The following is a 21,953-nucleotide window of genomic DNA, read 5'->3' as shown; positions in this document are numbered from 1 at the left end:
CGAGCGTCCGCCCTGGGATGATGGAGGAATGCCTGGCGCGTCCACTCCCACCACCACGACCCGCGAACAGTTCCATCTGCTCGCCGCGGAACACCGGGTGGTCCCCGTGACCCGAAAGGTGCTGGCGGACTCCGAAACTCCGCTGTCGGCCTATCGCAAGCTGGCCGCCGATCGGGCGGGCACCTTCCTGTTCGAGTCCGCCGAGAACGGACGGTCCTGGTCGCGCTGGTCGTTCATCGGCGCGGGCAGCCCGTCGGCGCTGACCGTGGTGGACGGCGAAGCGGCCTGGCTCGGCAACATCCCGGTGGACGCTCCCTCCGGCGGCGACCCGCTGCTCGCGTTGCGCGAGACGCTGCAACTGTTGCGCACCGAGCGGCTGCCCGATCTTCCGCCGCTGACCGGCGGCATGGTCGGCTACCTCGGCTACGACGCGGTGCGCCGCATCGAGCGGCTGCCCAACCTGGCCGCCGACGACCTGCGACTGCCCGAGATGGTGCTGCTGCTGGCCACCGACCTGGCCGCCTTCGACCACCACGAGGGCGCCATCACCCTGATCGCCAACGCCGTGAACTGGAACGGCACCGCCGACCGGGTCGACGAGGCCTACGACGACGCGGTCGCGCGGCTGGACCGGATGACCGAGGCGCTCGCCGCGCCCGCCCAGTCCACCGTCTCGGTCTTCGACCAGCCCGAGCCGCAGTACCGCCGCCAGCGCACCTCCGACGAATTCGGCGCGGGCGTGCGCAGGTTGGTCAAGGAGATCGAGGCGGGCGAGGCGTTCCAGGTCGTGCTCTCCCAGCGGTTCGAGATGGATTACCACGGTGAGCCGCTCGACCTGTACCGGATGTTGCGGGCCTCCAACCCGAGTCCGTACATGTACCTGATCCACGTCCCCGACGGCGAGGGCGGCACCGCCTTCTCCATCGTCGGCTCCAGCCCGGAATCGCTGGTGACCGTGAAGGAGGGCGTGGCGACCACGCACCCGATCGCGGGCACTCGCTGGCGCGGCGTCACCGAGGAGGACGACCTGCTGCTGGAGAAGGGCCTGCTCGCCGACGAGAAGGAGAACGCCGAGCACCTGATGCTCGTCGATCTCGGGCGCAACGATCTCGGGCGGGTCTGCCAGCCGGGCACGGTGCGCGTCACCGAGTACCGGCACATCGAGCGCTACAGCCACGTCATGCACTTGGTGTCGACGGTGTCGGGACGGCTGAAGCCGGGCAAGGTCGCGTTGGACGCGGTGAGCGCCTGCTTCCCGGCGGGCACGCTCTCGGGAGCGCCGAAGGTGCGCGCGATGGAACTCATCGAGGAACTCGAGCCGACGCGGCGCGGCGTCTACGGCGGTGTCGTGGGCTACCTCGACTTCGCGGGCGACGCCGACACCGCGATCGCCATCCGCACCGCTCTGCTCAAGGACGGCGTCGCCTACGTCCAGGCGGGCGCGGGCGTGGTCGCCGACTCCGACCCGGACTACGAGGACGTGGAATCGCGCAACAAGGCGATGGCGGTGCTGAAGGCCGTCGCCGCCGCCGAGACCGTGCGCGCGTACGGTGCCGCGGGTTCCGCCTCCGAAGCCGATGCCGCGCCCACGGGCGATGCCGATGCGGCGAACCGAGACGGCGGAACCCTATGACCAACGAACCCGACCGACATCCGCGCGCCTCGGCCGAACCCGACGAGTCGTCCGCGGCCGAGGCGGTCGCGCCCCCCGGCCGCGCCGAAGGACGTCGGTACCCGGTCGGGGCCATCGTGCTTCTCGCGCTCGCCGCGGCGCTGATGTGGGGCTCGTCGAGGCTGACGTGGGTGACGGTGTCGTCCTCGGACGGGCTCACCGAACCGCGCACCGACGAGCTGAACGGCAGCGTCTGGTTCGGGGCGCTCACCCCGCTGGCGCTGGTGCTGCTCGCGGCCATCGCCGCGCTGCTCGCCACCAAGGGATGGCTGCGCCGGATGGTCGGTGTGCTCGTCGCGCTCGTCGCCGCCGTGACCGCCGTGCCCGCCTTCGCATTGCTCACCGGACAGGGCGCGACGGCGGAGCGCGCCGCCGCGCTGGCCGAGTTGCCCGGCCGCGCCACGGTCACGGAGGTGATCACCGCCCCGTTGCCCGCGGTGCTCACGTTGGCCGCCGCGTTCGCCGCGTTCGCCGCCGGTGTCCTGCTCGCCAGGATGCCGAGGGAATCGGGCAGGCTCTCCGGCAAGTACGAGAGTCCGGTTGTCCGTCGCGAGGCCGCCACCGAAGAGGTGACCAAGCGGCGCGCCGCGGACGACTCCGGGCAACTCTCCGAGCGGGTGCTGTGGGACGCGCTGGACGCGGGCACCGATCCGACGGACGACACGCCCGGCGCGATGCCGGATTCGGGCGACCGCGCGGTGTCCGAATCGCGCGAAAACGTGAATCCGATTGCGCGCGAGGGAGACGAGCCCGATTCGCCCGACACCGCCGCGTCGAACCCGCGCGACCGTGCGGCGGACGGCGGTGCGGGCTGACGTGACCGCCCAGACCATGTCCCGTGGGTTCCCCGCATGGTGCGACCGCAGGTCGGCCGCGGAGCTGAACCCCGGCGGCAAGACAAGAGGTAAGGCCATTTATTCTTTGTCAGCATCGGTGAGACAGCGCCTGGGGGGATTCTCAGGCAGCAAGTCCGTCTCCCCAGAAAGGATTCGAGCCAGATGACGGTACTCGACTCGATTCTCGACGGGGTCCGCGCGGATGTGGCCGCACGGGAAGCCCTCTTGGACTTCCCCGCCATCAAGGCCGCAGCCGCCGCCGCGCCCGCCCCGCTGGACGCGCGCGCCGCACTCCTGGAAGACGGCATCGGCGTCATCGCCGAGGTCAAGCGGGCGAGCCCGTCCAAGGGACCGCTGGCCGACATCCCGGATCCCGCGAGCCTGGCCAAGGCCTACGAGGACGGCGGCGCCCGCATCATCAGCGTGCTCACCGAGGGACGCCGTTTCGGCGGCTCGCTCGACGACCTGGACGCGGTGCGCGCCACCGTGAACATCCCGATCCTGCGCAAGGATTTCGTGGTCGGTCCCTACCAGATCCACGAGGCACGCGCGCACGGCGCCGACGTCATCCTGCTGATCGTCGCGGCGCTCGAGCAGGACGTGCTCTCCTCGCTCATCGATCGCACCGAATCGCTCGGCATGACCGCGCTGGTCGAGGTGCACACCGAGGAAGAGGCCGACCGCGCGCTCTCCGCGGGCGCGTCGGTGATCGGCGTGAACGCCCGCAACCTCAAGACGCTCGAGGTGGATCGCGACGTGTTCGCACGCATCGCTCCCGGGCTGCCCACCGAGGTCATCCGGATCGCCGAGTCCGGCATCCGCGGCACCGCCGACCTGCTGGCCTACGCCGGTGCGGGCGCGGACGCCGTGCTCGTCGGCGAAGGTCTGGTGACCAGCGGCGATCCGCGCGCGGCAGTGTCGGAGCTGGTGACCGCGGGCACCCACCCGTCCTGCCCCAAGCCGGCCCGGCGGGGCCGGTGATGGCGGTGCACGGACTACCCCAGGCCAGTGCGGGCGTCGCTCATCCGAGTTCGCACGAACCGGATCTCGGCGGCCACTTCGGCGTCTACGGCGGCAGGCATGTGCCCGAGGCGCTGATGGCGGTGATCGAGGAGGTCACCGCCGAGTACGAGAAGTGCCGCGCCGACCACACCTTCCTGGACGAACTGGACCGCCTGCAGCGCGACTACACCGGACGTCCTTCGCCGGTGTTCGAGTGCAAGCGGCTCGCCGAGCACGCCGGCGGTGCGCGCATCCTGCTCAAGCGCGAGGACCTGAACCACACCGGCTCGCACAAGATCAACAACGTGCTCGGCCAGGCGCTGCTGGCCAAGCGGATGGGCAAGACCCGCGTCATCGCGGAGACCGGCGCGGGCCAGCACGGCGTCGCCACCGCCACCGCGTGCGCGCTGCTCGGCTTGGACTGCGTCATCTACATGGGCGCGGTCGACACCGCCCGCCAGGCGCTGAACGTGGCGCGGATGCGGCTGCTCGGCGCCGAGGTCATCTCGGTGACCACCGGCTCGCAGACGCTCAAGGACGCCATCAACGAGGCGCTGCGCGACTGGGTCACCAACGCCGAACAGACCTACTACTGCTTCGGCACGGCCGCGGGCCCGCACCCGTTCCCGCTCATGGTGCGCGACCTCCAGCGCATCGTCGGCCTCGAGGCGCGCCAGCAGGTGCAGGACCTGACCGGCAGGCTGCCCGACGCGGTGACCGCGTGCGTCGGCGGCGGCTCCAACGCGATCGGCATCTTCCACGCCTTCCTCGACGATCCGGCCGTCCGGCTGATCGGCTACGAGGCGGCGGGCGACGGCGTCGACACCGGCAGGCACGCCGCGACCTTCACCGGCGGCACGCCGGGCGCGTTCCAGGGCGCCTACTCGTACCTGCTGCAGGACGAGGACGGTCAGACCATCGAATCCCATTCCATCTCCGCGGGATTGGACTACCCGGGCGTCGGCCCCGAGCACGCCTACCTCAAGGACATCGGCCGCGCCGAGTACCTGCCCATCACCGACACCGAGGCGATGGACGCGCTGCTGCTGCTCAGCCGCGCCGAGGGCATCATTCCGGCGATCGAGTCCGCGCACGCCGTGGCGGGCGCGCTGAAGCTCGGCGAGGAACTCGGCCCCGGCGCGATCATCCTGGTCAACCTGTCCGGCCGCGGCGACAAGGACATGGACACCGCGGCCCGCTGGTTCGGGCTGTTCGACGCACCGCAGGAGACCGAGTCGTGAGTCAGCAGTCCCGTCTCGCCAACACCTTCGCCGCGGCGCGCGCGGAGAACCGGGCCGCGCTCATCGGCTACCTGCCCGCGGGCTACCCGGACCTGGCCGGTTCCATCGACGTCTGCCGCGCGATGGTCGAATCCGGTTGCGACATCATCGAAGTCGGCGTCGCCTACTCCGACCCGGTGATGGACGGCCCGACCATCCAGGCCGCCGCCGAGCAGGCGCTGCGCGGCGGCGTGCGGGTGCGCGACGTGTTCACGGTGGTCGAGTCGATCGCTGAGGCGGGCGGCAAGGCCGTGGTGATGACCTACTGGAACCCGGTGCTCAAGTACGGCGTCGACCGTTTCGCGCGCGATCTCGCCGCGGCGGGCGGCGCGGGCCTCATCACGCCGAATCTCATCCCGGAAGAGGCCGACGACTGGTTCGTCGCCTCGGCCGCGCACGATCTGGACCGCATCTTCCTCGTCGCGCCGTCCTCCACCGAGGAGCGACTGGTGAAGACGCTCGAGGCGAGCCGCGGTTTCATCTACGCGTCCTCGACCATGGGCGTCACCGGCGCGCGCGACGTGGTGTCCTCCGCGGCGCCCGCGCTGTGCGCTCGCGTCCGCTCGCACTCCGACATCCCGATCGGCGTCGGCCTCGGCGTCCGCAACGGCGCACAGGCCGCCGAGATCGCCAGCTACGCCGACGGCGTGATCGTGGGTTCGGCGCTGGTCACGGCGGCGGCCGACGGGCTGGACGCGGTGCGCGCGCTGACCCGCGAACTCGCCGACGGCGTGCGTTCGGCGACCGTCGCCTCGTAGGACCTGCCCTCCGGCGGAGTCCGTCCAGAGTTCGCACCTCCGCGGCGAACGCGGAGGCACGCCCGGCCGGTAGTGCCGAGTGGAGGCCGTCGAAGTCCCGCGTACGGCCGGGGCGAGAGGCGGCGGGAGGCCCGCCGGATCGTGCGCTTCGCCGGTCCTCGGCTACGGTGGCCCCGTGACGTTACGAAGCGATGTGCTGGCCTATATCCCCAGCCCCCCGCAAGGCGTGTGGCAACTCGGGCCGATCCCGTTGCGGGCCTATGCCCTGTGCATCATCCTCGGCATCGTCGTCGCCATCTGGTGGGGCGAGCGGCGCTGGCAGGAGCGCGGCGGTCAGCAGGGCACGGTGCTGGACGTCGCCATGTTCGCGGTGCCGTTCGGCCTGGTCGGCGGGCGCCTCTACCACGTGGCCACGGACTGGCAGAAGTACTTCGGCGCGGGCGGCAACCCGATCGAGGCGCTCTACATCTGGCAGGGCGGGCTCGGCATCTGGGGCGCGGTGTTCCTCGGCGGCGTCGGCGCCTGGATCGGCTGCCGGGTGTACCGCATCCCGTTGCCCGCTTTCGGCGATGCCATCGCGCCGCCGATCCTGCTGGCCCAGGCCATCGGCCGCCTCGGCAACTGGTTCAACCAGGAACTCTACGGCCGCGAGACCACCGTGCCCTGGGGCCTGGAGATCTACCCGAGGTTCGACGCCAACGGCGATCCCGACCCGATGAACGGCGTCTCCAACGACGTGGTCGAGAAGATCGTGCACCCGACGTTCCTCTACGAGTTGCTCTGGAACGTGCTGATCGTGGTGCTGCTCGTGCAGATCGACAAGCGCTGGCGGATCGGCCATGGTCGGCTGTTCGCGCTCTACGTCGCGGGATACAGCTTCGGCCGGTTCTTCGTGGAGCTGATGCGCGACGACGAGGCCACCATGATCGCGGGCATCCGCGTCAACTCGTTCACCTCGGCGCTCGTCTTCCTCGCGGCCATCGCCTATTTCGTGTTCGCCACGAAGGGACGCGAGACCGCGGATCAATTGCAACCCGGCGCGATGAACCGACCGTGGCCGTGGCAGATCGGCGCGTTGCGTGCCGCGGGCGCAACGGGGGCGACGGCGGGGGGCGGCGTGGCGCTGACCAAGGAGTCCGCGAAAGACGACGCGGGTGAATCGGACTCGGAATCGGGCCGGTTGGATGATCCCGGCGAGGCGACGTCGGAGAACTCCGACAGCGGCGAGTCGGCGACTATGAGCGCGGAGAAGTCCACCGAGGCGACGGCAGCGAGCTCGGCGAAGTCGCCGCACGGAGGCGAGAAGTCCACTGCGGCCGAGAAGTCCGCCGCGGTCGCGGAGACGGGTGCCTCCCCGGACGCGGACGAGTCCATCGAGGACGCGAAGTCCGCTGCCGGAGTGGGTGAGAAGTCCACCGCCGACAAGGGCGAGTAGCTCGCGACCGCGAAATCGACGGCGGGCGTAGGCAACACATTCACCACAGGGCGCGATAACCACACGGGGTCCGAGGAATCCAATTCCTCGGACCCCGTGCCCTATGGGCGCTGATGCGACAAAATCGATCGATTCCGGCGAGAATGACCGGTGATCGTCGCGGGCGTGCCCGTCGAGGCGATCGTCGAACCGGGGGCCAGCAATGGGTGCCCACTTGATGAGGAGGACATGAGTGACCGACCCTTACCAGAACAACCAGGGCTTCGGCGGCCCGCAGTACGGTCCGCCCGGTACGGGACCGGACCTGAACAAGGACGCTTCGGGCCAGCAGTACGGCCAGCCCGCCGACCCGTACGGTCAGCAGCAGCAGTTCGGCCAGCAGCCGGGTGGTTACCCGCCTGCCGCGCCGTACGGTCAGCCGCAGGGCTACAACCCGGCCGATCCGGAGGCGCCGTACGGCCGTGACGCGTTCGGCGTGCCGCTGTCCGACAAGCAGAAGATGATCGCGGGCATTCTGCAGCTGCTGGTCGGCACCCTGGGTATCGGTCGCTTCTACCTGGGGTACACGACCATCGGCATCCTGCAGATCGTCACCTGCGGTGGTTGCGGTATCTGGGCGCTCATCGACGGGATCATGATCCTCACCGGCAAGGTGCCCGACGCCAACGGGCGACCCCTGCGGGACTGATCGCCAGCCGAAGGGCGCCGCCGACAAGGCGGCGCCCTTCGTGTTTCCGCGACGCGACCTTTCGCGCACGTTGATCGAAATACTGTGCAACGGCTCGCGACGGGCGTAACTTGGGCCGGATCTGTGTGTCGTGTGTGGGGCCGTCCACGCACCGGAGAGAGGGATTTCGTGCGTCGCAAGCTGTTCGCCGCCGCCATGCTCGCCATCGTCGCCGCCACCGGCCTCACCGCCTGCGGTAGCGGCGACGACCCGAACGTGCTGAAGGTCGGCACCGAGGGCACCTACTCGCCGTTCAGTTACCAGGGCTCCGACGGCGCACTCACCGGCTACGACGTCGACGTGGTCCGCGCTGTCGCCGACAAACTCGGCCGCAAGGTCGAGTTCGTGCAGACGCCGTGGGACGCGATTTTCGCGGGCCTGGAGTCCAAGCGCTTCGATCTGGTCGCCAACCAGGTCTCGATCACCGAGGAGCGCAAGAACAAGTACGAGCTCTCCCAGCCGTACACGACCTCCGAGGGCGTGATCGTCACCCGCGCCGACAACAACGCCATCACCTCGCTCGCCGATCTCGCTGGCAAGACCTCCGCGCAGTCCGCCACCAGCAACTGGAGTGCCGTCGCCGCGGGCGCCGGCGCGAAGGTGGAGGCCGTCGAGGGTTGGGTGCAGGCCATCCAGCTGCTGAAGAACGGTCGCGTCGACTGCACCGTCAACGACAACCTGGTGTTCAACGAGTACACCAAGACCTCCGGCGACAAGTCGGTGAAGATCGCCGCGCAGACCGGCGAGACCAGCACCATGGGCTTCGCCGCCCGCAAGGGCGACCCGTTGATCGCCGAGGTGAACCGCGCGCTGGACGAGCTGCGCGCCGAAGGCAGACTGGCGCAGATCTCGGAGAAGTACTTCGGCGTCGACGTCAGCAAATAACCGCCAGTGGACGCCGCGACCCGGGAGCTGATCTGGCGCAACCTGTGGCCGATGCTCGAGGCCACCGTCACCAAGACCATTCCGCTCACCGCGATCAGCTTCGTGATCGGTTTGGCGCTCGCGCTGTTCGTCGCGCTGGCGCGGATGTCGCCGACCTGGCTGCTGTCCGCGCCCGCGCGCTTCTACATCTCGATCATCCGCGGCACTCCGCTGCTGGTGCAGCTGTTCATCGTGTTCTACGCGCTGCCGCAGTTCGACATCGTCATCGATCCGTTCCCGGCGGCGGTGATCGCGTTCAGCCTGAATGTCGGTGGCTACGCGGCCGAGGTGGTGCGCGCCGCGATCCTGTCGGTCGCGCACGGCCAGTGGGAGGCGGCGCAGGCGCTCGGCATGTCGTATCCGATGATGCTGCGGCTGATCATCCTGCCGCAGGCCGCGCGCATCGCGGTGCCGCCGCTGTCGAACACGCTCATCTCGCTGGTCAAGGACACCTCGCTGGCCTCGACCATTCTGGTCACCGAACTGCTGCGCACCGCCCAGCTGGCGGCCGCTCCGACCTTCGACTTCTTCGCCCTCTACGGGGTGGCCGCGCTGTACTACTGGGTCATCTGCCTGATCCTTGGCTTCGGTCAGACTCGCCTGGAGACCCGCCTGTCCCGGCACGTTGCCAGGTGAGGACCAGTTCACCAATTCTTCACCGAGGCCACGACGGGCCCACGCCACCCGGCAGGACTAGGCTCTACTCGTGATGCGACGGACGAAGATTGTGTGCACGCTCGGCCCGGCCACTGCCACCGAGGACCGTATCCGCGAACTCGTCGAGAGCGGGATGGACGTTGCGCGGCTGAACTTCAGCCACGGCGAGCACGCGGACCACGCCGAGAACTACAAGAAGGTGCGGCAGGCGTCGGACCACGTCGGCAGAGCGGTCGGCATCCTCGCCGATCTACAGGGCCCCAAGATCCGGCTCGGCCGGTTCACCGAGGGCCGTACGGTGTGGGCGACCGGCGAAGAAGTGCGCATCACCGTAGACGACGTGGACGGTAGCCACAGCCGCGTCTCGACCACCTACAAGGAGCTGGCCAAGGACGCCAAGCCCGGCGACCGCCTGCTCGTCGACGACGGCAAGGTCGGCCTGACGGTGACCGCCGTCGACGGCAACGACGTGGTGTGCCGGGTGACCGAGGGCGGACCGGTCTCCAACAACAAGGGCGTCTCGCTGCCCGGCATGGACGTCTCGGTGCCCGCGCTGTCCGAGAAGGACATCGAGGACCTGGAGTTCGCGCTGAAGCTCGGCGTCGACTTCATCGCGCTCTCGTTCGTGCGCTCGCCCTCCGACGTGGAGCTGGTGCACGACGTGATGGACCGGGTCGGCAGGCGCGTCCCGGTGATCGGCAAGCTGGAGAAGCCCGAGGCCATCGACAACCTCGAGGCGATCGTGCTCGCCTTCGACGCGATCATGGTCGCGCGCGGCGACCTCGGCGTCGAGCTGCCGCTGGAGCAGGTGCCGCTGGTGCAGAAGAAGGCCATCCAGATGGCCAGGGAGAACGCCAAGCCGGTCATCGTCGCGACCCAGATGCTCGAGTCGATGATCGAGAACTCGCGCCCGACCCGCGCCGAGGCCTCGGACGTGGCCAACGCGGTGCTGGACGGCGCGGACGCGGTCATGCTCTCCGGTGAGACCTCGGTCGGCACGTACCCGATCGAGACGGTGCGCACCATGGCGCGAATCGTGCACGCGGTCGAGGCGGAGTCCTCCACCCGGGTGCCGCCGCTGACCCACGTGCCGCGCACCAAGCGCGGCGTCATCTCCTACGCCGCGCGCGACATCGGCGAGCGGCTCAACGCCAAGGCGCTGGTGGCGTTCACCCAGTCCGGCGACACCGTGCGCCGCCTGGCCCGCCTGCACACCCCGCTGCCGCTGCTCGCCTTCACCCCGCTGCCCGAGGTGCGCAGCCAGCTCGCGTTGACCTGGGGCACCGAGACGTTCATCGTGCCGACGGTGAAGACCACCGACGCGATGATCCACCAGGTGGACCAGGCGTTGCTGTCGATGGACCGATACAAGAAGGGTGACCTGGTGGTCATCGTGGCGGGCTCCCCGCCCGGTACTGTCGGTTCCACCAACCTGATCCACGTGCACCGTATCGGTGAGGAGGACCATTAGAGTGAGTGCTTCGCTAGGCGGCCACGTCGGCACCCAAGACCCGACGACGCGGTCCGATCTGGATGTGTTGCTCGGTCTGCTCGATCTCGAGCAGATGGACACCGACGTCTTCGTCGGTCACCATCCGGAGAAGGTCTGGAGCCGGACCTTCGGCGGACAGCTGGTCGCCCAGGCGATCATGGCGGCCGGTCGCACCGTGGGCGACCGGCCCGTGCACGCCGTGAACGCGCACTTCGTGCGGGGCGGCGATCCGAAGCAGCCGATCGAGTACCGGGTGGACCGGCACCGGGACGGCCGCTCCTTCGCCAACCGCACGGTCACCGCGGTGCAGGACGATCAGGAGCTGTTCGTCATGCTGGCCGCCTTCCAGGACTGGGGCAAAGGGCTGGAGCACGCCCATCCCCACCCCGAGGTGCCGGATCCCGAGCAGTTGCCGCGCGTGGAGGAGAGCTTCGAAGGCTTGGAGGACAAGCTGGAGATGTTCGTCAACGCGCCGCACCCGATCGACATGCGCTACACCAACGACCCGGCCTGGATTCTGAAGGGCACGGGGGAGCGGCTCAACCACAACCGCGTCTGGATGCGCGCCGACGGCACACTGCCCGACGATCCGCTGATCCACGTCGCCACGCTCGGCTATTCGTCCGACACCACGGTGCTCGACTCGATCATCACCACGCACGGCCTGTCCTGGGGACTGGACCGGATCGTCGCGGCCACCGTGAACCACTCCATCTGGTTCCACCGCCCGTTCCGCTTCGACGACTGGGCCCTGTACTCCACCGAGTCCCCGGTCGCGGCGGGCTCGCGCGGCCTGGCCACCGGCCGGTTCTACTCGCGCAGCGGTGAGCTCCTGGCCACCACGGTGCAGGAAGGTCTGATCCGCCACTTCCCGTCGCGTCGGTGACCAGAAGCGCTAGGCACTGTCTCGGAGGCTAGCCGGACTTCGAGACAGGGCCTAGAGGATTTCCCGCTCGGTCTCGAAATCGAAGCTGTCCCTGCGCTGCGTGCTTATCGTCCGCGGCACATCGGGATCGGCGGTGCCGCAGGATGTTTCGATCATCAGCCGCCGTTCCAGCGCGGCCAGGCTCGGGGCGGTCAGATCGCGCGGTGCGCCGACCAGGCTGAGCGCGATCTCGTAGGTGCGGCGCGGGTCCGGATCGCTGCCCGGATGGCTTCCGCGCCATTGGGTTTCGAGCACCACGTGGGTGGGATCGTCGGGGTCGACGGGCAATGTGAAACGCCAGGCGAAGACGTCGCGGTCGTGCAGGTGGTCGTCCACCACCGCGCGAACCCTCTCGACGACTTGTTCGAGGATCTCTGGCGTCACATAAACATGAAGCGAAACATCCGAGATTCTCGGCATGTCTGGTTCCTGTCGTGTGTCGGACCACCAATGACTGATGCTGTCCGCCGGGAGTTTAATGCCTCGGTGCTCTCGCGCGACACAGCCGGGCGCGATTTCGGGCGCGCGTTCCGATTTCGCGGTGTTTGCCGGACGCCGAGTCCGGCCGGATTGCGCTGCGTCACCGGATTGCGCTGCGTCACCGGGTTGCGCTGCGTCATCGGGTTGCGCTGCGTCATCGGGTTGCGCTGTGTCATCGAGTTGCCCGGTGCCAGCGGATTGCGCTGAATCACCGGATTGCGTTGTGTCACGGGATGAGCCGCGTCACCGGATGCGATGCGCCGCCAGGAAAGCCGAGAGCGGCGCGGGCGCGGCGCCCGGTTGCAGCACGAGTCCGGTGCGGTCGTCGTCTTCGGGCCGGGTTTGTGCGTGCGGCGCCAGCGCCAGCATCAACGGCACAAGCGCTTCGGCGATGCGGTCGCCGACTTCGCAATAGGCGGCCTCGGAAAGACCGACCGGGTCGGCGATGTTCTCCCTGCCGACCAAGGACAGATCGTTGCGGGCCAGATTCAGGTCGGCGACCGTGCGCGCGCCGGTGACCTTGGCGATCCGGTGCGCTTCCAGCAGCGTGAAAGTGCGTGCGGCGGCGCCGAATGCCATGTCGGCGGCTTGATCTCGGATTTGTTCGGTCATCGCGAGCACGAGATCGGCGCGGTCGATCATTTCCGGCTTGAGTTTGCGCGCGCGGAAACCCTCCGGATCCGCACCGAGACCGGAAATGGTTTGCGCGGTGAGCGGTTCGATGGGGAATCCGACCAGCGCGCGGGTGCCCGCGCTTTCCGCGGTGAGACCGGCGAGGTCGTGTTCGACGGCGAGAGCGCGGGTGAGCCGCTCGGCGATCACCGAACGGCAGACATTGCCGTTGCAGACGAACAGGACGTGCATGGGAATACGGTAATTCGGGCTGTCGCCGACCAGAAGGCGCGCGAGTTCGAATCACAGGTGCGCAGACACATATTCATCTCGGTGTCGCGTGCCGTACACAAAGCTCACCCGGGTATTCAGGCGGATTCTCGATGCGCGTCACGATCGAGCGCCGGGCTTATAGCTGTACTTACCCAGACGATTCGACCTTCAATCATCGACCCGTCATCGCGGCGTTGTGCGCTCACTCACTCGTATTCATCTCGGTAATAAGCCTTTTCGGCGATCACCGGCGCGACTTTCGCCTTTTCGCCGTGTACTCGCCCGCGCGTCGAGAACATCGGCCCGCGGGAGGCGACCACCGGGGCGAACCGAGCCATCCCGGTCGCGGGCGCCATGTCGTCGTACATCGCGTCGATGCCGCCGCGCGCGAAGTAGGCCTCGTGCCAGAACCCCGTCCCCCCCGAGTCCTTCAGGAATCTCGCCCACCATTCCCGGTGCGGCTCCGACCGCGTCCACCGCTCGAGGCTGTCCAGATCGCGCCAGTACTGCCGCGCACCCCAGTGCGGCGGGAACAACCCCCACACGACGTCCTCGTGCAGCAGCAGCCCGTCCGGCCGGTCCCGATGCGACCGATAGAGCTTCGGCCCCAACCCCAGCAGCCGCAGCATCCCCCGCGGCCGCCGCACCCGCATCCCGAGGTAGACGACGACCAGATCCGGATACCCGGACAGATCCACGGTCATCCTGCTCACCCGCATACCGCAACCTCCGCAACGGCGCGCACTCCTACGCCCCACCCTACGGGGTACGAGTCAGGCCCTCTCTCGGTTCACGTCGGCTGAACGGGGCGCCGCTGCGTACGCACTGCGCGCCGAGCCGCGGGACTGATCACCCGTAGTTTTGTCAGGTCCGGACCGCCGTCGGCCTGCCCTAGATCCGATAGACGACTTCGGTTCCCCGCTGCCGTGGAGTCCACCCCCGGTGAAGTGCTCTGTGCACGACCCTCGCGACCAAGCGTGGCGTAATGATCGTGTCGTGATCGACCCAGGTGACCATCCGTTGTCCGTGTCCCTCGGCGACCTCCACGACAATCGCCAGGCCTGGCTCATCGTCGGGTGAGACAACCCACCTGTAGCGTTCGCCGTTCAGGTTCAGAATCCGTGTTCCCCGCCGCGCAATTCCCATGTACTGACTGAACACCCCTCTGTCCGCGTTCTCAACGGATTTTCGAGTCCGAGCGGAAGCCTCGGATTCGTGGGCGGTGATTGTCGGTCTGATGGTCTAGCGTCCCAGCTCGTGAACAAGCTGTTTCGATTTACCTTCCGCGTCGGGGAGCCGCTCACACCGCAGCAAGCCAACCTCGTGTTACCTGCAGTCCGAGCGTTCCTGGACCAGGAAGGGCTGCCGAGCTACGGACAGCTCACGCCCACGGCCGACGGGCGGTGGACGATGCGCGGATGGACAGATGACCTCGATTACGACGCGTTTTCGGCACGCCACGGGAGCGAGTTCGTGCCCTGGCACGAGTCGGTAGAAGCGGCAGTGGGACGGATCGTGAAGGAAGCGAATCCGGCGTCCTGGGCTTCCTGCGACTGGTTCTATTCAGACGACGAGGACTTCTACGACGAGTGATCTGTGGTGCACGGCATCTGCCGCCCCCGATGGCCAGGCTGCGGGGCAAACAGCAAGGTTCCTCAGTGGATGCTCGGTCACAAGACGGCGACGCCGACCCTCGACGTAATTACTGAGAGAAACTTTTAAAGACGGGGGACCAGCCGCCGAAGCCAGGCACAGGCCCGCACAGGCCCGCATCAAGCGGTTCCCAAAGACTCGAACGGAACCGTTCCACCAACGCAACACCCACACGGGGGCCCGGGGGCGAAACCCCGCCGGGCGGGGTCTGGGGGTTGCACCCCCAGATAAAAACGAACACCAACGACCAAGCGCCGCTGCGAAGCAGCAAGTAGACCTCTCCCCGAGTTGGTGCCGAGTGCGGGACTCGAATCCACACGTCCTCTCGGACAACGGTTTTGAGATTATCCCTCTCGACCTTTGTTGAGATTGGAAGGTGTCGGCGACTCTCGTTACCCTGCGCTTGACCAGGTTGTTTGGCTAGCGGAATCGTTTGTTGTTGTCGGTAGTTACGAGAGCCGCTGCAGACAGATTCCGGACCCGTGAGGCTCCACCGCTGTCGGTCACCGGGCCAGTTCGCACGTGTCGGTCCAGACCTGTACCGTTCTGCTGCTGCTCGGGATAGGAACTCGTCTGGCGTCGCAGACTGCGGTCTGGTCAGGAGGCGGGTGCGTTGGGTCGGTTGGAAGCGTTTTAGGATTGGGTCCAAAGTGCATGGTCTGTCATTTTCGGGATGACAGCAGACGCGTGGGCCGCGACTGCAGGTTGGATGACTGCGCTTATCGCCGGGGTCACGGTGGTGGTCGCAGGCAGATACGCCGCGAAGCAGGTCAAGGAAGCGAAGAACCAGGTACAGGAAGCGCAGCAGACGCGGCGCGATCAAGCGCAACCGAACGTTGTTGCCTTCGCTGAGTCAGATCGAACCCACTGGAATGCGCTGTTAATCCGGCCGACGACGTGGACCTGCCGACGATGATGTCGGGGTCGCGTCGGTACCTGACGCACGTCGAGGTGATGCAACTCGCTATGGCCGCGGGGCGGTTCCGGCCGCTGGTGTTCACGTTGGCTTGTACCGGGATCCGGTTCGGTGAGGCGATCGCGTTGTGCGTCGGCCTCGAGGGGGGGTCGTTCCGCACGGGCTCCGGCACACCGCGGCGTCGCTGGCGATCAGTGCGGGGGCGAACATCAAGGTCGTACAGCGGATGCTCGGCCACAAGACGGCGACGCTGACGCTGGATCTGTACGGGCACCTGTTCCCGGACGATCTGGACACGGTCGCGGTCGGAATGGATGCCGGAGCGCGAGCAGCTGCGGACTATCTGCGGACTGCGTGAAGTGACGAACAAGGACGCGATCAGCGAAACCGCGTCCCACCTTGGTGCCGAGTGTGGGACTCGAACCCACACGTCCTTTCGGACAACGGTTTTTGAGACCGTCGCGTCTGCCAGTTCCGCCAACCCGGCGCACCGGGTCTGAACTATAGCGGGTCGGGGGCGCTTTTCGGAAACGGGTTGCCGTGTACGCCACAGTTTCCTCTTTGCGCAGGGTATATGCGTTGTGAGCCGAACTGAAAGGTACTCTCTACATCACTCGACAGCGTGCAGGGTGGGGCGAGACCGGTTGGTGTGGGTCTCGGCCCATTCGCGTGTGTCGGGACAGGCATCGGAACCAGAGGGGCATACCTATGAGTGAGCGCAGCGAGCGAATCCTGTGCCAGCGCGCAGTGCGCATGCCGGAACCGAGCGTCAGCGAGGTGGAGGCATGAGCACTACTGCAGCAGGGGGCGCCGGCACGAAGAAGGACGCCGGGGCGAAGCGGGTCGTCGTCGCCGAAGACGAGGCGCTCATCCGGATGGATCTGGTCGAGATGCTGACCGAAGAGGGCTATCAGGTGGTCGGCGAGGCGGGCGACGGCCAGCAGGCGGTGGATCTCGCGGTGGAGCACCGGCCCGATCTGGTGATCATGGATGTGAAGATGCCGCGCCGCGACGGTATCGATGCCGCCGCCGAGATCGCGTCGAAACGTGTTGCGCCGGTGGTGATTCTGACCGCCTTCAGTCAGCGCGATCTAGTCGAACGGGCGCGCGACGCCGGTGCGATGGCGTATCTGGTGAAGCCGTTCACCAAGTCGGATCTAGTGCCCGCGATCGAGTTGGCGGCGAGCCGCTTCCACGAGATCACCGCGCTGGAGGGCGAGGTCGCGAATCTGGCCGATCGGCTGGAGACGCGCAAGCTGGTGGAGCGGGCCAAGGGTGTGCTGATGCAGACGCAGGGTCTGTCCGAGCCGCAGGCTTTCAAGTGGATTCAGCGGACCGCGATGGATCGCCGGACTACGATGAAGGCGGTCGCCGAGGTGGTGCTGGAGAACCTGGCGCCGAAGTGATGCGCCACCCCTCGGGGCGGTCTGGGCTGGAAAGATTTACTCCCCGGAAACGCGATCGCCAAAAAGAATTCGACACGATGTCGTCCGCATGATGCGAATGTGATGCGGATCTAACGTACCGACGCTATGTTCTGACCGGGCTGACGTGGTCGGCCTCCTCGGATTGCCGGGGGAGCACAGGACGTAGAGGTGAGACGTGCTTAGTTCGACATGGCGCAGTCGTTCGACGCGGGGTGTGTTGGTCATCGGTGCCGCCGCGGCGCTCGCACTGACCGGTTGCAGCGACAAATCCACCGACAGCGGCTCGGGCGCGACCGGTGCCGGTACGGGAGGCCTGTCCATTCAGCCGGTCATGCAGGTGGACACCGCGGGCAAGGAAGTGCCGAAGACGGATCCCGCGAAGGCGGCCGATCCCGCGGGTGACGGCAAGGCCACCTGTGCTCCCGGTACCGCCGTCGCCATGGCGGGCGCGCTGACCGGCCCGGACGCGGCGCTCGGCATCAACATCGTCAACGGTGTGAAGCTGGCGCTGGATCAGCACAACAAGGCGAATCCGGGCTGCAAGATCGAGCTGAAGCAGTTCGACACCGAGGGCGATCCGCAGAAGGCGACCCAGGTGATCCCGCAGATCGTCAACGACAAGTCGATCATCGGCCTGGTCGGTCCGGCGTTCTCCGGCGAGACCAAGGCGACCGGCCAGATTCTGAGCGACGCGGGCCTGGTGGCGGTGACGTCCTCGGCGACCAACGCGACGCTGACCCAGAACGGCTGGACCACCTTCTTCCGCGGCCTGGCCAACGACGACGTGCAGGGCCCTTCGGTGGCGAAGTACCTGGTCGGCACCGCGAACTACAAGAAGGTGTGCGTGGTGCAGGACAACACCGATTACGGTGTCGGCCTGGCCAAGAGCGTCACCGAGGGCTTGGGCGCCGCCGCCGATCCGGCGTGCGCGGCCAGCATCAAGAAGGGTGACAAGGACTTCTCGGCCACCGTCACCAAGATCGCGGCGGCGGCGCCGGACGCGGTCTTCTTCTCCGGCTACTACGCCGAGGGCGCGCCGCTGGCGCAGCAGCTGAAGTCCGGTGGCGTGAAGGCCGTGTTCGTCGGCCCGGACGGCGTCAACGACCCGCAGTTCATCTCGCAGGCGGGCAGCGCGGCCAAGGGCGCGAACCTCACCTGCCCCTGTGGCCCGGCTCCGGAGAAGTTCGCCAAGGATTACGAGGCGCTCAACGGGCAGGCGCCCGGCGTGTACTCGGTGGAGGCCTACGACCTGACCACGATCCTGGCCAAGGGCATCGACGGCGGTAAGGTCACCCGCCCCGATCTGCTCGCATTCGTGCGCTCCTACGACGGACCGGGTCTGGCCCGTAACTACAAGTGGAGCCCGAACGGCGAATTGGCCAACGCGCAGATCTGGATCTACGAGGTCAAGTAAGTACCGCGAACCCAGCACGTACGGGGGTGCCCGTGACGCCCCCGTATGTGCTGTTTCATGAGGGGCATTGGTGAAGGCGTTTTTCGAATGACAGCATCAGCACTGGCCGGCGTGGCATACCTCGCCGACGGCTCGATCGACTTCGACTATCAGGGAGTGATCGATCAATTCTGGCGACTGACCGTCGACGGAGTTACCTACGGTTCCATCTACGCCTTGGTAGCGGTGGGCTATACCCTGGTCTACGGCGTACTTCGGCTCATCAATTTCGCCCATTCGGAAATATTCATGTTGGGCATGTTCGGTCAGTTGATCGGACTGATGCTGTTCGGTTTCGCCGCCAGCCCCGATGTCTACAACCAGGGCGTGCTGCTGACGGTCGTGTACATCGGTTTGGCGATGATCGTCGGCATGCTGGTCTCCGGCGGCGCGGCGGTCGGATTGGAGCGGGTCGCCTATCGCCCGCTGCGTAAACGCGGGGCCAAACCGCTGGCCTTCCTGATCACCGCGATCGGCATGTCGTTCGTGATCCAGGAGTTCGTGCACTTCATCCTGCCGAAGATCAATCCCGATCTCGGCGGCACCAATGCCCAGCAGCCGATCCAGCTCGTCGAGCCGACGGTGCAGTTCAGCTTCAGCGGCGCCGATGTCACGAATATCGCGATCCTCATCGTGGTCGCCGCGGTGGTCCTCGCGATCGCCACCGAAATGCTCATCAACAGAACGAAATTCGGCCGCGGCATCCGCGCCGTGGCGCAGGACCCCGACACCGCGACGCTCATGGGCGTCTCGCGCGAGCGGGTCATCATGCTGACCTTCCTCATCGGCGGTGTGCTCGCGGGCGCGGCGGCGACGCTGTACGCGATCAAGATCCCGCCCGCGATCATCTACTCCGGCGGTTTCATCCTCGGCATCAAGGCGTTCAGCGCCGCGGTGCTCGGCGGTATCGGCAATCTGCGCGGCGCGCTGCTCGGCGGACTGATCCTCGGGGTCGTGGAGCAGTACGGGCAGATTCTGTTCGGTATCGAATGGCGCGACGTGGTCGCCTTCGTCGTGCTCGTCGTGGTGCTGATGGTCCGCCCGACCGGCATCCTCGGTGAAAGTCTCGGGAGGGCCCGCGCATGATCGACTCGACCAAGACCCCGCCGCGCCAGGGCGTCGGCGACGCGCTGCGCACCTGGTGGGAGGGCCTGTCCCGCCCAGCCCAGTGGGCCGTCGGCGTGCCCGCGATCGCCGCGCTCGCGCTGCTTCCGCTCTTTCCGCCCCCGATCCTGGACACCCCCGCCTACAACTTCGGCCTCGTCATGGCCGAGGTCGCTATGTTCGCGCTGATCGCCATCGGCCTGAATGTCGTTGTCGGACAGGCGGGTCTGCTCGATCTCGGCTACGTCGGCTTCTACGCCATCGGCGCCTACACGGTGGGCCTGCTCACCAGCCCGAACAGTCCGTGGAACCAGACCGACGGCGGCTGGCTCGACCCGGAGTGGGCATGGCTGGCGTGTCTGCCGATCGCGGTCGCGGTGACCGCGCTCTCGGGTCTGATCCTCGGCTCGCCGACGCTGCGACTGCGCGGCGACTACCTGGCGATCGTCACGCTCGGCTTCGGCGAGATCGTGCGACTGCTCGCCGACAATCTGCACGAGCTGACCAACGGCAGCCTCGGGCTGTCAGGGGTGGCGTACCCGCACGTGGGAGAGTCGGAGGAGAAGCCGAACGGCGTGTTCTCCGCGGGCAACACCGGCGACCCGGACAGCGCCAACCTGCTCGACCGGGCCAGCTACGGCACCTACTGGTTCTGGCTCGGCATGGTGCTGGTGATCGTCGTGCTGCTGATCGTCGGCAACCTGGAACGCAGCCGGGTCGGCCGCGCCTGGGTCGCCATCCGCGAGGACGAGGACGCGGCCGAGATCATGGGCGTGCCGACCTTCAAGTTCAAGCTGTGGGCGTTCCTGATCGGCGCCGCGGTGGGTGGTCTGTCCGGCGCGATGTACGCGGGCCAGGTGCAGTTCATCAATCCGACCGGGTTCAACATCATCAACTCGATGCTGTTCCTCTGCGCGGTGGTGATCGGCGGCCAGGGCAACAAGCTCGGTGTCATCTTCGGCGCGTTCATCATCGCCTACCTGCCCAAGCGGCTGACCTCGGTGCAGCTGGTGGACAACGAGTCGACCGGCTACGTGCTGCTGATCGTCGACGTGGTGCTGTTCGTCGGCCTGCTGGTGCTCTGGCGGTACAAAGGCCGCGAATTCGGCATCTGGCCGCGCCGCGGATTGATCACCGGCATGGTGTTCACCGGCGTCATGGCCGCGCTGCTGCTCGGCAGCGTGCTGCTGTTCCGCAAGGGCGGCGCCCAGTCGCTCGGCGACCTCAAGTATCTGTATTTCGGAATCGCGTTGGTGGTGATGATGATTCTGCGGCCGCAGGGTCTGTTCCCGGCCCGGCAGAAGCTGCTCACCTACGGCAGGCAGGTGTACCAAGCCGTGCGCAGACCCACGGTGGGCGAGCCGATCGGAGCGGGGAAATGACCGGGCCCGGCGCGGGTGACGCGCTGTTCGACAACGAGGACATGGCCGCGGGCTACGCCGCGCCGCCCGCGGAGGAGAAGAGCGCGGGCGAGGTCGACGTCACCGCGGTGCTTCCGGAACTCGGCGACGAAGAAGCGGTCGCCGAAGTCGTCGCCCCGCATCGGGAGATCGAGACCGAGGTCGGCGCCCCGCTGCTGAAGACCGAGGGACTCACCGTCAAGTTCGGCGGTCTCACCGCGCTGGACAACGTCAGTTTCGAGATCCGCCGCGGCGAGATCCTCGGGCTCATCGGTCCCAACGGCGCGGGCAAGACCACCTGCTTCAACGCGATCACCGGCGTGTACAAGCCCGCCTCCGGGCTGGTGTATTTCGACGGCAAGCCGCTGACCAAGACCAAGCGCAACGCCATCACCCGGCTCGGCATCGCCCGCACCTTCCAGAACGTGCGGCTCTTCGGCGAGATGACCGCGCTGGAGAACGTGGTGGTCGGCACCGACGCCAGGCACAAGACCTCGGTGCCCGGCGCGGTGTTCCGCAGTCCGCGGCACCGGCGCGAGGAGCGCGACGCCATCGAACGCGGGATGGCGCTGCTCGAATTCGTGGGCATCGCGCCGCGCGCGGTGGAGAAGGCGCGCAACCTCTCCTACGGCGATCAGCGCCGTTTGGAGATCGCGCGCGCCCTGGCCACCGAGCCGAAACTGCTGTGCCTGGACGAGCCCGCCGCCGGGTTCAATCCCAGCGAGAAGTCGGCGCTGATGGACCTGATTCGCAAGATCCGCGACGACGGGTTCACCGTGCTGTTGATCGAGCACGACATGCGACTTGTCATGGGCGTGACCGATCGGATCGTGGTGCTGGAGTTCGGCCGTAAGATCGCCGACGGTCTGCCCCGTGAGATTCGGGAGGATCCCGGGGTCATCGCGGCGTATCTCGGCGTGCCGGATT

At 67.5% G+C, this 21,953-nt stretch carries 22 protein-coding genes, 1 tRNA gene and 1 pseudogene; 19 read left to right on the top strand and 5 right to left on the bottom strand.

All coding sequences use genetic code 11. The features are described 5' to 3' along the window. Positions 1-28 precede the first annotated feature (28 nt). From ABZV58_RS33100 to ABZV58_RS33050, 11 genes are all read left to right on the top strand, one after another. Positions 29-1,633, top strand: coding sequence for an anthranilate synthase component I (locus ABZV58_RS33100; RefSeq protein WP_355004122.1), 1,605 nt, complete (start codon positions 29-31; stop codon positions 1,631-1,633). Further along, on the top strand, positions 1,630-2,487 hold the full coding sequence (locus tag ABZV58_RS33095) for a TIGR02234 family membrane protein (RefSeq protein WP_355004121.1): 858 nt from the start codon (positions 1,630-1,632) through the stop codon (positions 2,485-2,487). Before ABZV58_RS33100 ends, ABZV58_RS33095 begins: the two co-directional genes overlap by 4 nt. A gap of 183 nt (positions 2,488-2,670) precedes the next feature. Then, positions 2,671-3,489, top strand: coding sequence for an indole-3-glycerol phosphate synthase TrpC (trpC, locus tag ABZV58_RS33090; protein WP_067846729.1), 819 nt, complete (start codon positions 2,671-2,673; stop codon positions 3,487-3,489). Beyond that, positions 3,489-4,751: a tryptophan synthase subunit beta gene (trpB, locus tag ABZV58_RS33085; protein ID WP_355004120.1), complete on the top strand. Its 1,263-nt coding sequence runs from the start codon at positions 3,489-3,491 to the stop codon at positions 4,749-4,751. Before trpC ends, trpB begins: the two co-directional genes overlap by 1 nt. Continuing rightward, on the top strand, positions 4,748-5,548 hold the full coding sequence (gene trpA / locus ABZV58_RS33080) for a tryptophan synthase subunit alpha (RefSeq protein ID WP_355004119.1): 801 nt from the start codon (positions 4,748-4,750) through the stop codon (positions 5,546-5,548). Before trpB ends, trpA begins: the two co-directional genes overlap by 4 nt. A 175-nt stretch (positions 5,549-5,723) precedes the next feature. After that, complete coding sequence (gene lgt, locus ABZV58_RS33075; protein WP_355004118.1) at positions 5,724-6,983, top strand: prolipoprotein diacylglyceryl transferase; 1,260 nt, start codon at positions 5,724-5,726, stop codon at positions 6,981-6,983. Positions 6,984-7,215: 232 nt separating this feature from the next. Beyond that, positions 7,216-7,671 carry a TM2 domain-containing protein gene (locus ABZV58_RS33070; RefSeq protein WP_355004117.1) on the top strand — a complete coding sequence of 152 codons (456 nt, stop codon included), beginning with the start codon at positions 7,216-7,218 and terminating at the stop codon, positions 7,669-7,671. Between the two features lie 168 nt (positions 7,672-7,839). Further along, the gene (locus tag ABZV58_RS33065) at positions 7,840-8,595 is read left to right on the top strand and encodes an amino acid ABC transporter substrate-binding protein (RefSeq protein WP_355004116.1); all 756 of its coding nucleotides are present in this window, start codon (positions 7,840-7,842) and stop codon (positions 8,593-8,595) included. A gap of 6 nt (positions 8,596-8,601) precedes the next feature. Further along, positions 8,602-9,270, top strand: coding sequence for an amino acid ABC transporter permease (locus ABZV58_RS33060; protein WP_308209788.1), 669 nt, complete (start codon positions 8,602-8,604; stop codon positions 9,268-9,270). A gap of 70 nt (positions 9,271-9,340) precedes the next feature. Beyond that, entirely contained in the window at positions 9,341-10,762 is a 1,422-nt protein-coding gene (gene pyk / locus ABZV58_RS33055) for a pyruvate kinase (RefSeq protein WP_355004115.1), read from the top strand. A 94-nt stretch (positions 10,763-10,856) separates the two neighbouring features. Then, a complete protein-coding gene (locus tag ABZV58_RS33050) occupies positions 10,857-11,669 on the top strand; it encodes an acyl-CoA thioesterase II (protein WP_355004167.1) in 813 nt (270 codons plus the stop codon). A gap of 51 nt (positions 11,670-11,720) precedes the next feature. On the opposite strand, the gene ABZV58_RS33045 is transcribed toward ABZV58_RS33050, so the two are convergent. From ABZV58_RS33045 to ABZV58_RS33030, 4 genes are all read right to left on the bottom strand, one after another. Then, the gene (locus ABZV58_RS33045; RefSeq protein ID WP_355004114.1) at positions 11,721-12,092 is read right to left on the bottom strand and encodes a hypothetical protein; all 372 of its coding nucleotides are present in this window, start codon (positions 12,090-12,092) and stop codon (positions 11,721-11,723) included. Next, on the bottom strand, positions 12,089-12,418 hold the full coding sequence (locus ABZV58_RS33040) for a hypothetical protein (protein ID WP_355004113.1): 330 nt from the start codon (positions 12,416-12,418) through the stop codon (positions 12,089-12,091). The genes ABZV58_RS33045 and ABZV58_RS33040 overlap by 4 nt, the downstream gene beginning before the upstream one ends. Positions 12,419-12,431: 13 nt before the next feature. After that, positions 12,432-13,052 carry a low molecular weight phosphatase family protein gene (locus ABZV58_RS33035; RefSeq protein WP_355004112.1) on the bottom strand — a complete coding sequence of 207 codons (621 nt, stop codon included), beginning with the start codon at positions 13,050-13,052 and terminating at the stop codon, positions 12,432-12,434. 227 nt (positions 13,053-13,279) lie between these two features. Continuing rightward, a complete protein-coding gene (locus ABZV58_RS33030; protein WP_355004111.1) occupies positions 13,280-13,792 on the bottom strand; it encodes a DUF4188 domain-containing protein in 513 nt (170 codons plus the stop codon). Between the two features lie 538 nt (positions 13,793-14,330). Here ABZV58_RS33030 and ABZV58_RS33025 point away from each other — a divergent pair. From ABZV58_RS33025 to ABZV58_RS33015, 3 genes are all read left to right on the top strand, one after another. After that, entirely contained in the window at positions 14,331-14,666 is a 336-nt protein-coding gene (locus ABZV58_RS33025) for a hypothetical protein (RefSeq protein WP_355004110.1), read from the top strand. Positions 14,667-15,399: 733 nt separating this feature from the next. Continuing rightward, on the top strand, positions 15,400-15,642 hold the full coding sequence (locus ABZV58_RS33020) for a hypothetical protein (RefSeq protein WP_355004109.1): 243 nt from the start codon (positions 15,400-15,402) through the stop codon (positions 15,640-15,642). 127 nt (positions 15,643-15,769) lie between these two features. Then, positions 15,770-16,000 carry a tyrosine-type recombinase/integrase gene (locus ABZV58_RS33015; protein WP_355004108.1) on the top strand — a complete coding sequence of 77 codons (231 nt, stop codon included), beginning with the start codon at positions 15,770-15,772 and terminating at the stop codon, positions 15,998-16,000. Positions 16,001-16,042: 42 nt separating this feature from the next. On the opposite strand, the gene ABZV58_RS33010 is transcribed toward ABZV58_RS33015, so the two are convergent. After that, a tRNA-Leu gene (locus ABZV58_RS33010) sits at positions 16,043-16,129 on the bottom strand. 298 nt (positions 16,130-16,427) lie between these two features. Here ABZV58_RS33010 and ABZV58_RS33005 point away from each other — a divergent pair. The 5 genes and pseudogenes from ABZV58_RS33005 to ABZV58_RS32985 all read left to right on the top strand — a co-directional run. Beyond that, positions 16,428-17,048, top strand: a complete 621-nt coding sequence (locus ABZV58_RS33005) for an ANTAR domain-containing response regulator (RefSeq protein ID WP_097248397.1) — start codon at positions 16,428-16,430, stop codon at positions 17,046-17,048. A 235-nt stretch (positions 17,049-17,283) separates the two neighbouring features. Next, positions 17,284-18,483: a branched-chain amino acid ABC transporter substrate-binding protein gene (locus ABZV58_RS33000; RefSeq protein WP_355004107.1), complete on the top strand. Its 1,200-nt coding sequence runs from the start codon at positions 17,284-17,286 to the stop codon at positions 18,481-18,483. Between the two features lie 87 nt (positions 18,484-18,570). Then, complete coding sequence (locus ABZV58_RS32995; RefSeq protein WP_355004106.1) at positions 18,571-19,608, top strand: branched-chain amino acid ABC transporter permease; 1,038 nt, start codon at positions 18,571-18,573, stop codon at positions 19,606-19,608. After that, on the top strand, positions 19,605-21,008 hold the full coding sequence (locus ABZV58_RS32990; RefSeq protein ID WP_355004105.1) for a branched-chain amino acid ABC transporter permease: 1,404 nt from the start codon (positions 19,605-19,607) through the stop codon (positions 21,006-21,008). The genes ABZV58_RS32995 and ABZV58_RS32990 overlap by 4 nt, the downstream gene beginning before the upstream one ends. Next, positions 21,005-21,940 (top strand): annotated as a pseudogene (locus ABZV58_RS32985) (ABC transporter ATP-binding protein); the annotation flags it as partial. The gene ABZV58_RS32990 and the pseudogene ABZV58_RS32985, both read left to right, overlap by 4 nt. Between the last annotated feature and the right edge of the window lie 13 nt (positions 21,941-21,953).

The sequence above is a fragment of the Nocardia sp. NPDC004654 genome, assembly GCF_040609595.1.
Classification (GTDB): domain Bacteria; phylum Actinomycetota; class Actinomycetes; order Mycobacteriales; family Mycobacteriaceae; genus Nocardia.
Note: the sequence above shows the minus strand (reverse complement) of the source record. Positions and strands in the feature narration are given on the sequence as shown.

What these genes read in the sequence shown, in the direction of transcription:
- ABZV58_RS33100 (WP_355004122.1), top strand. Translation starts at nt 29, where the DNA reads ATGCCTGGCGCGTCCACTCCCACCACCACGACCCGCGAACAGTTCCAT.
- ABZV58_RS33095 (WP_355004121.1), top strand. Translation starts at nt 1,630, where the DNA reads ATGACCAACGAACCCGACCGACATCCGCGCGCCTCGGCCGAACCCGAC.
- trpC (WP_067846729.1), top strand. Translation starts at nt 2,671, where the DNA reads ATGACGGTACTCGACTCGATTCTCGACGGGGTCCGCGCGGATGTGGCC.
- trpB (WP_355004120.1), top strand. Translation starts at nt 3,489, where the DNA reads ATGGCGGTGCACGGACTACCCCAGGCCAGTGCGGGCGTCGCTCATCCG.
- ABZV58_RS33050 (WP_355004167.1), top strand. Translation starts at nt 10,857, where the DNA reads ATGGACACCGACGTCTTCGTCGGTCACCATCCGGAGAAGGTCTGGAGC.
- ABZV58_RS33035 (WP_355004112.1), bottom strand. Translation starts at nt 13,052, where the DNA reads ATGCACGTCCTGTTCGTCTGCAACGGCAATGTCTGCCGTTCGGTGATC.
- ABZV58_RS33030 (WP_355004111.1), bottom strand. Translation starts at nt 13,792, where the DNA reads ATGCGGGTGAGCAGGATGACCGTGGATCTGTCCGGGTATCCGGATCTG.
- ABZV58_RS33020 (WP_355004109.1), top strand. Translation starts at nt 15,400, where the DNA reads ATGACAGCAGACGCGTGGGCCGCGACTGCAGGTTGGATGACTGCGCTT.
- ABZV58_RS33005 (WP_097248397.1), top strand. Translation starts at nt 16,428, where the DNA reads ATGAGCACTACTGCAGCAGGGGGCGCCGGCACGAAGAAGGACGCCGGG.
- ABZV58_RS32995 (WP_355004106.1), top strand. Translation starts at nt 18,571, where the DNA reads ATGACAGCATCAGCACTGGCCGGCGTGGCATACCTCGCCGACGGCTCG.
- ABZV58_RS32990 (WP_355004105.1), top strand. Translation starts at nt 19,605, where the DNA reads ATGATCGACTCGACCAAGACCCCGCCGCGCCAGGGCGTCGGCGACGCG.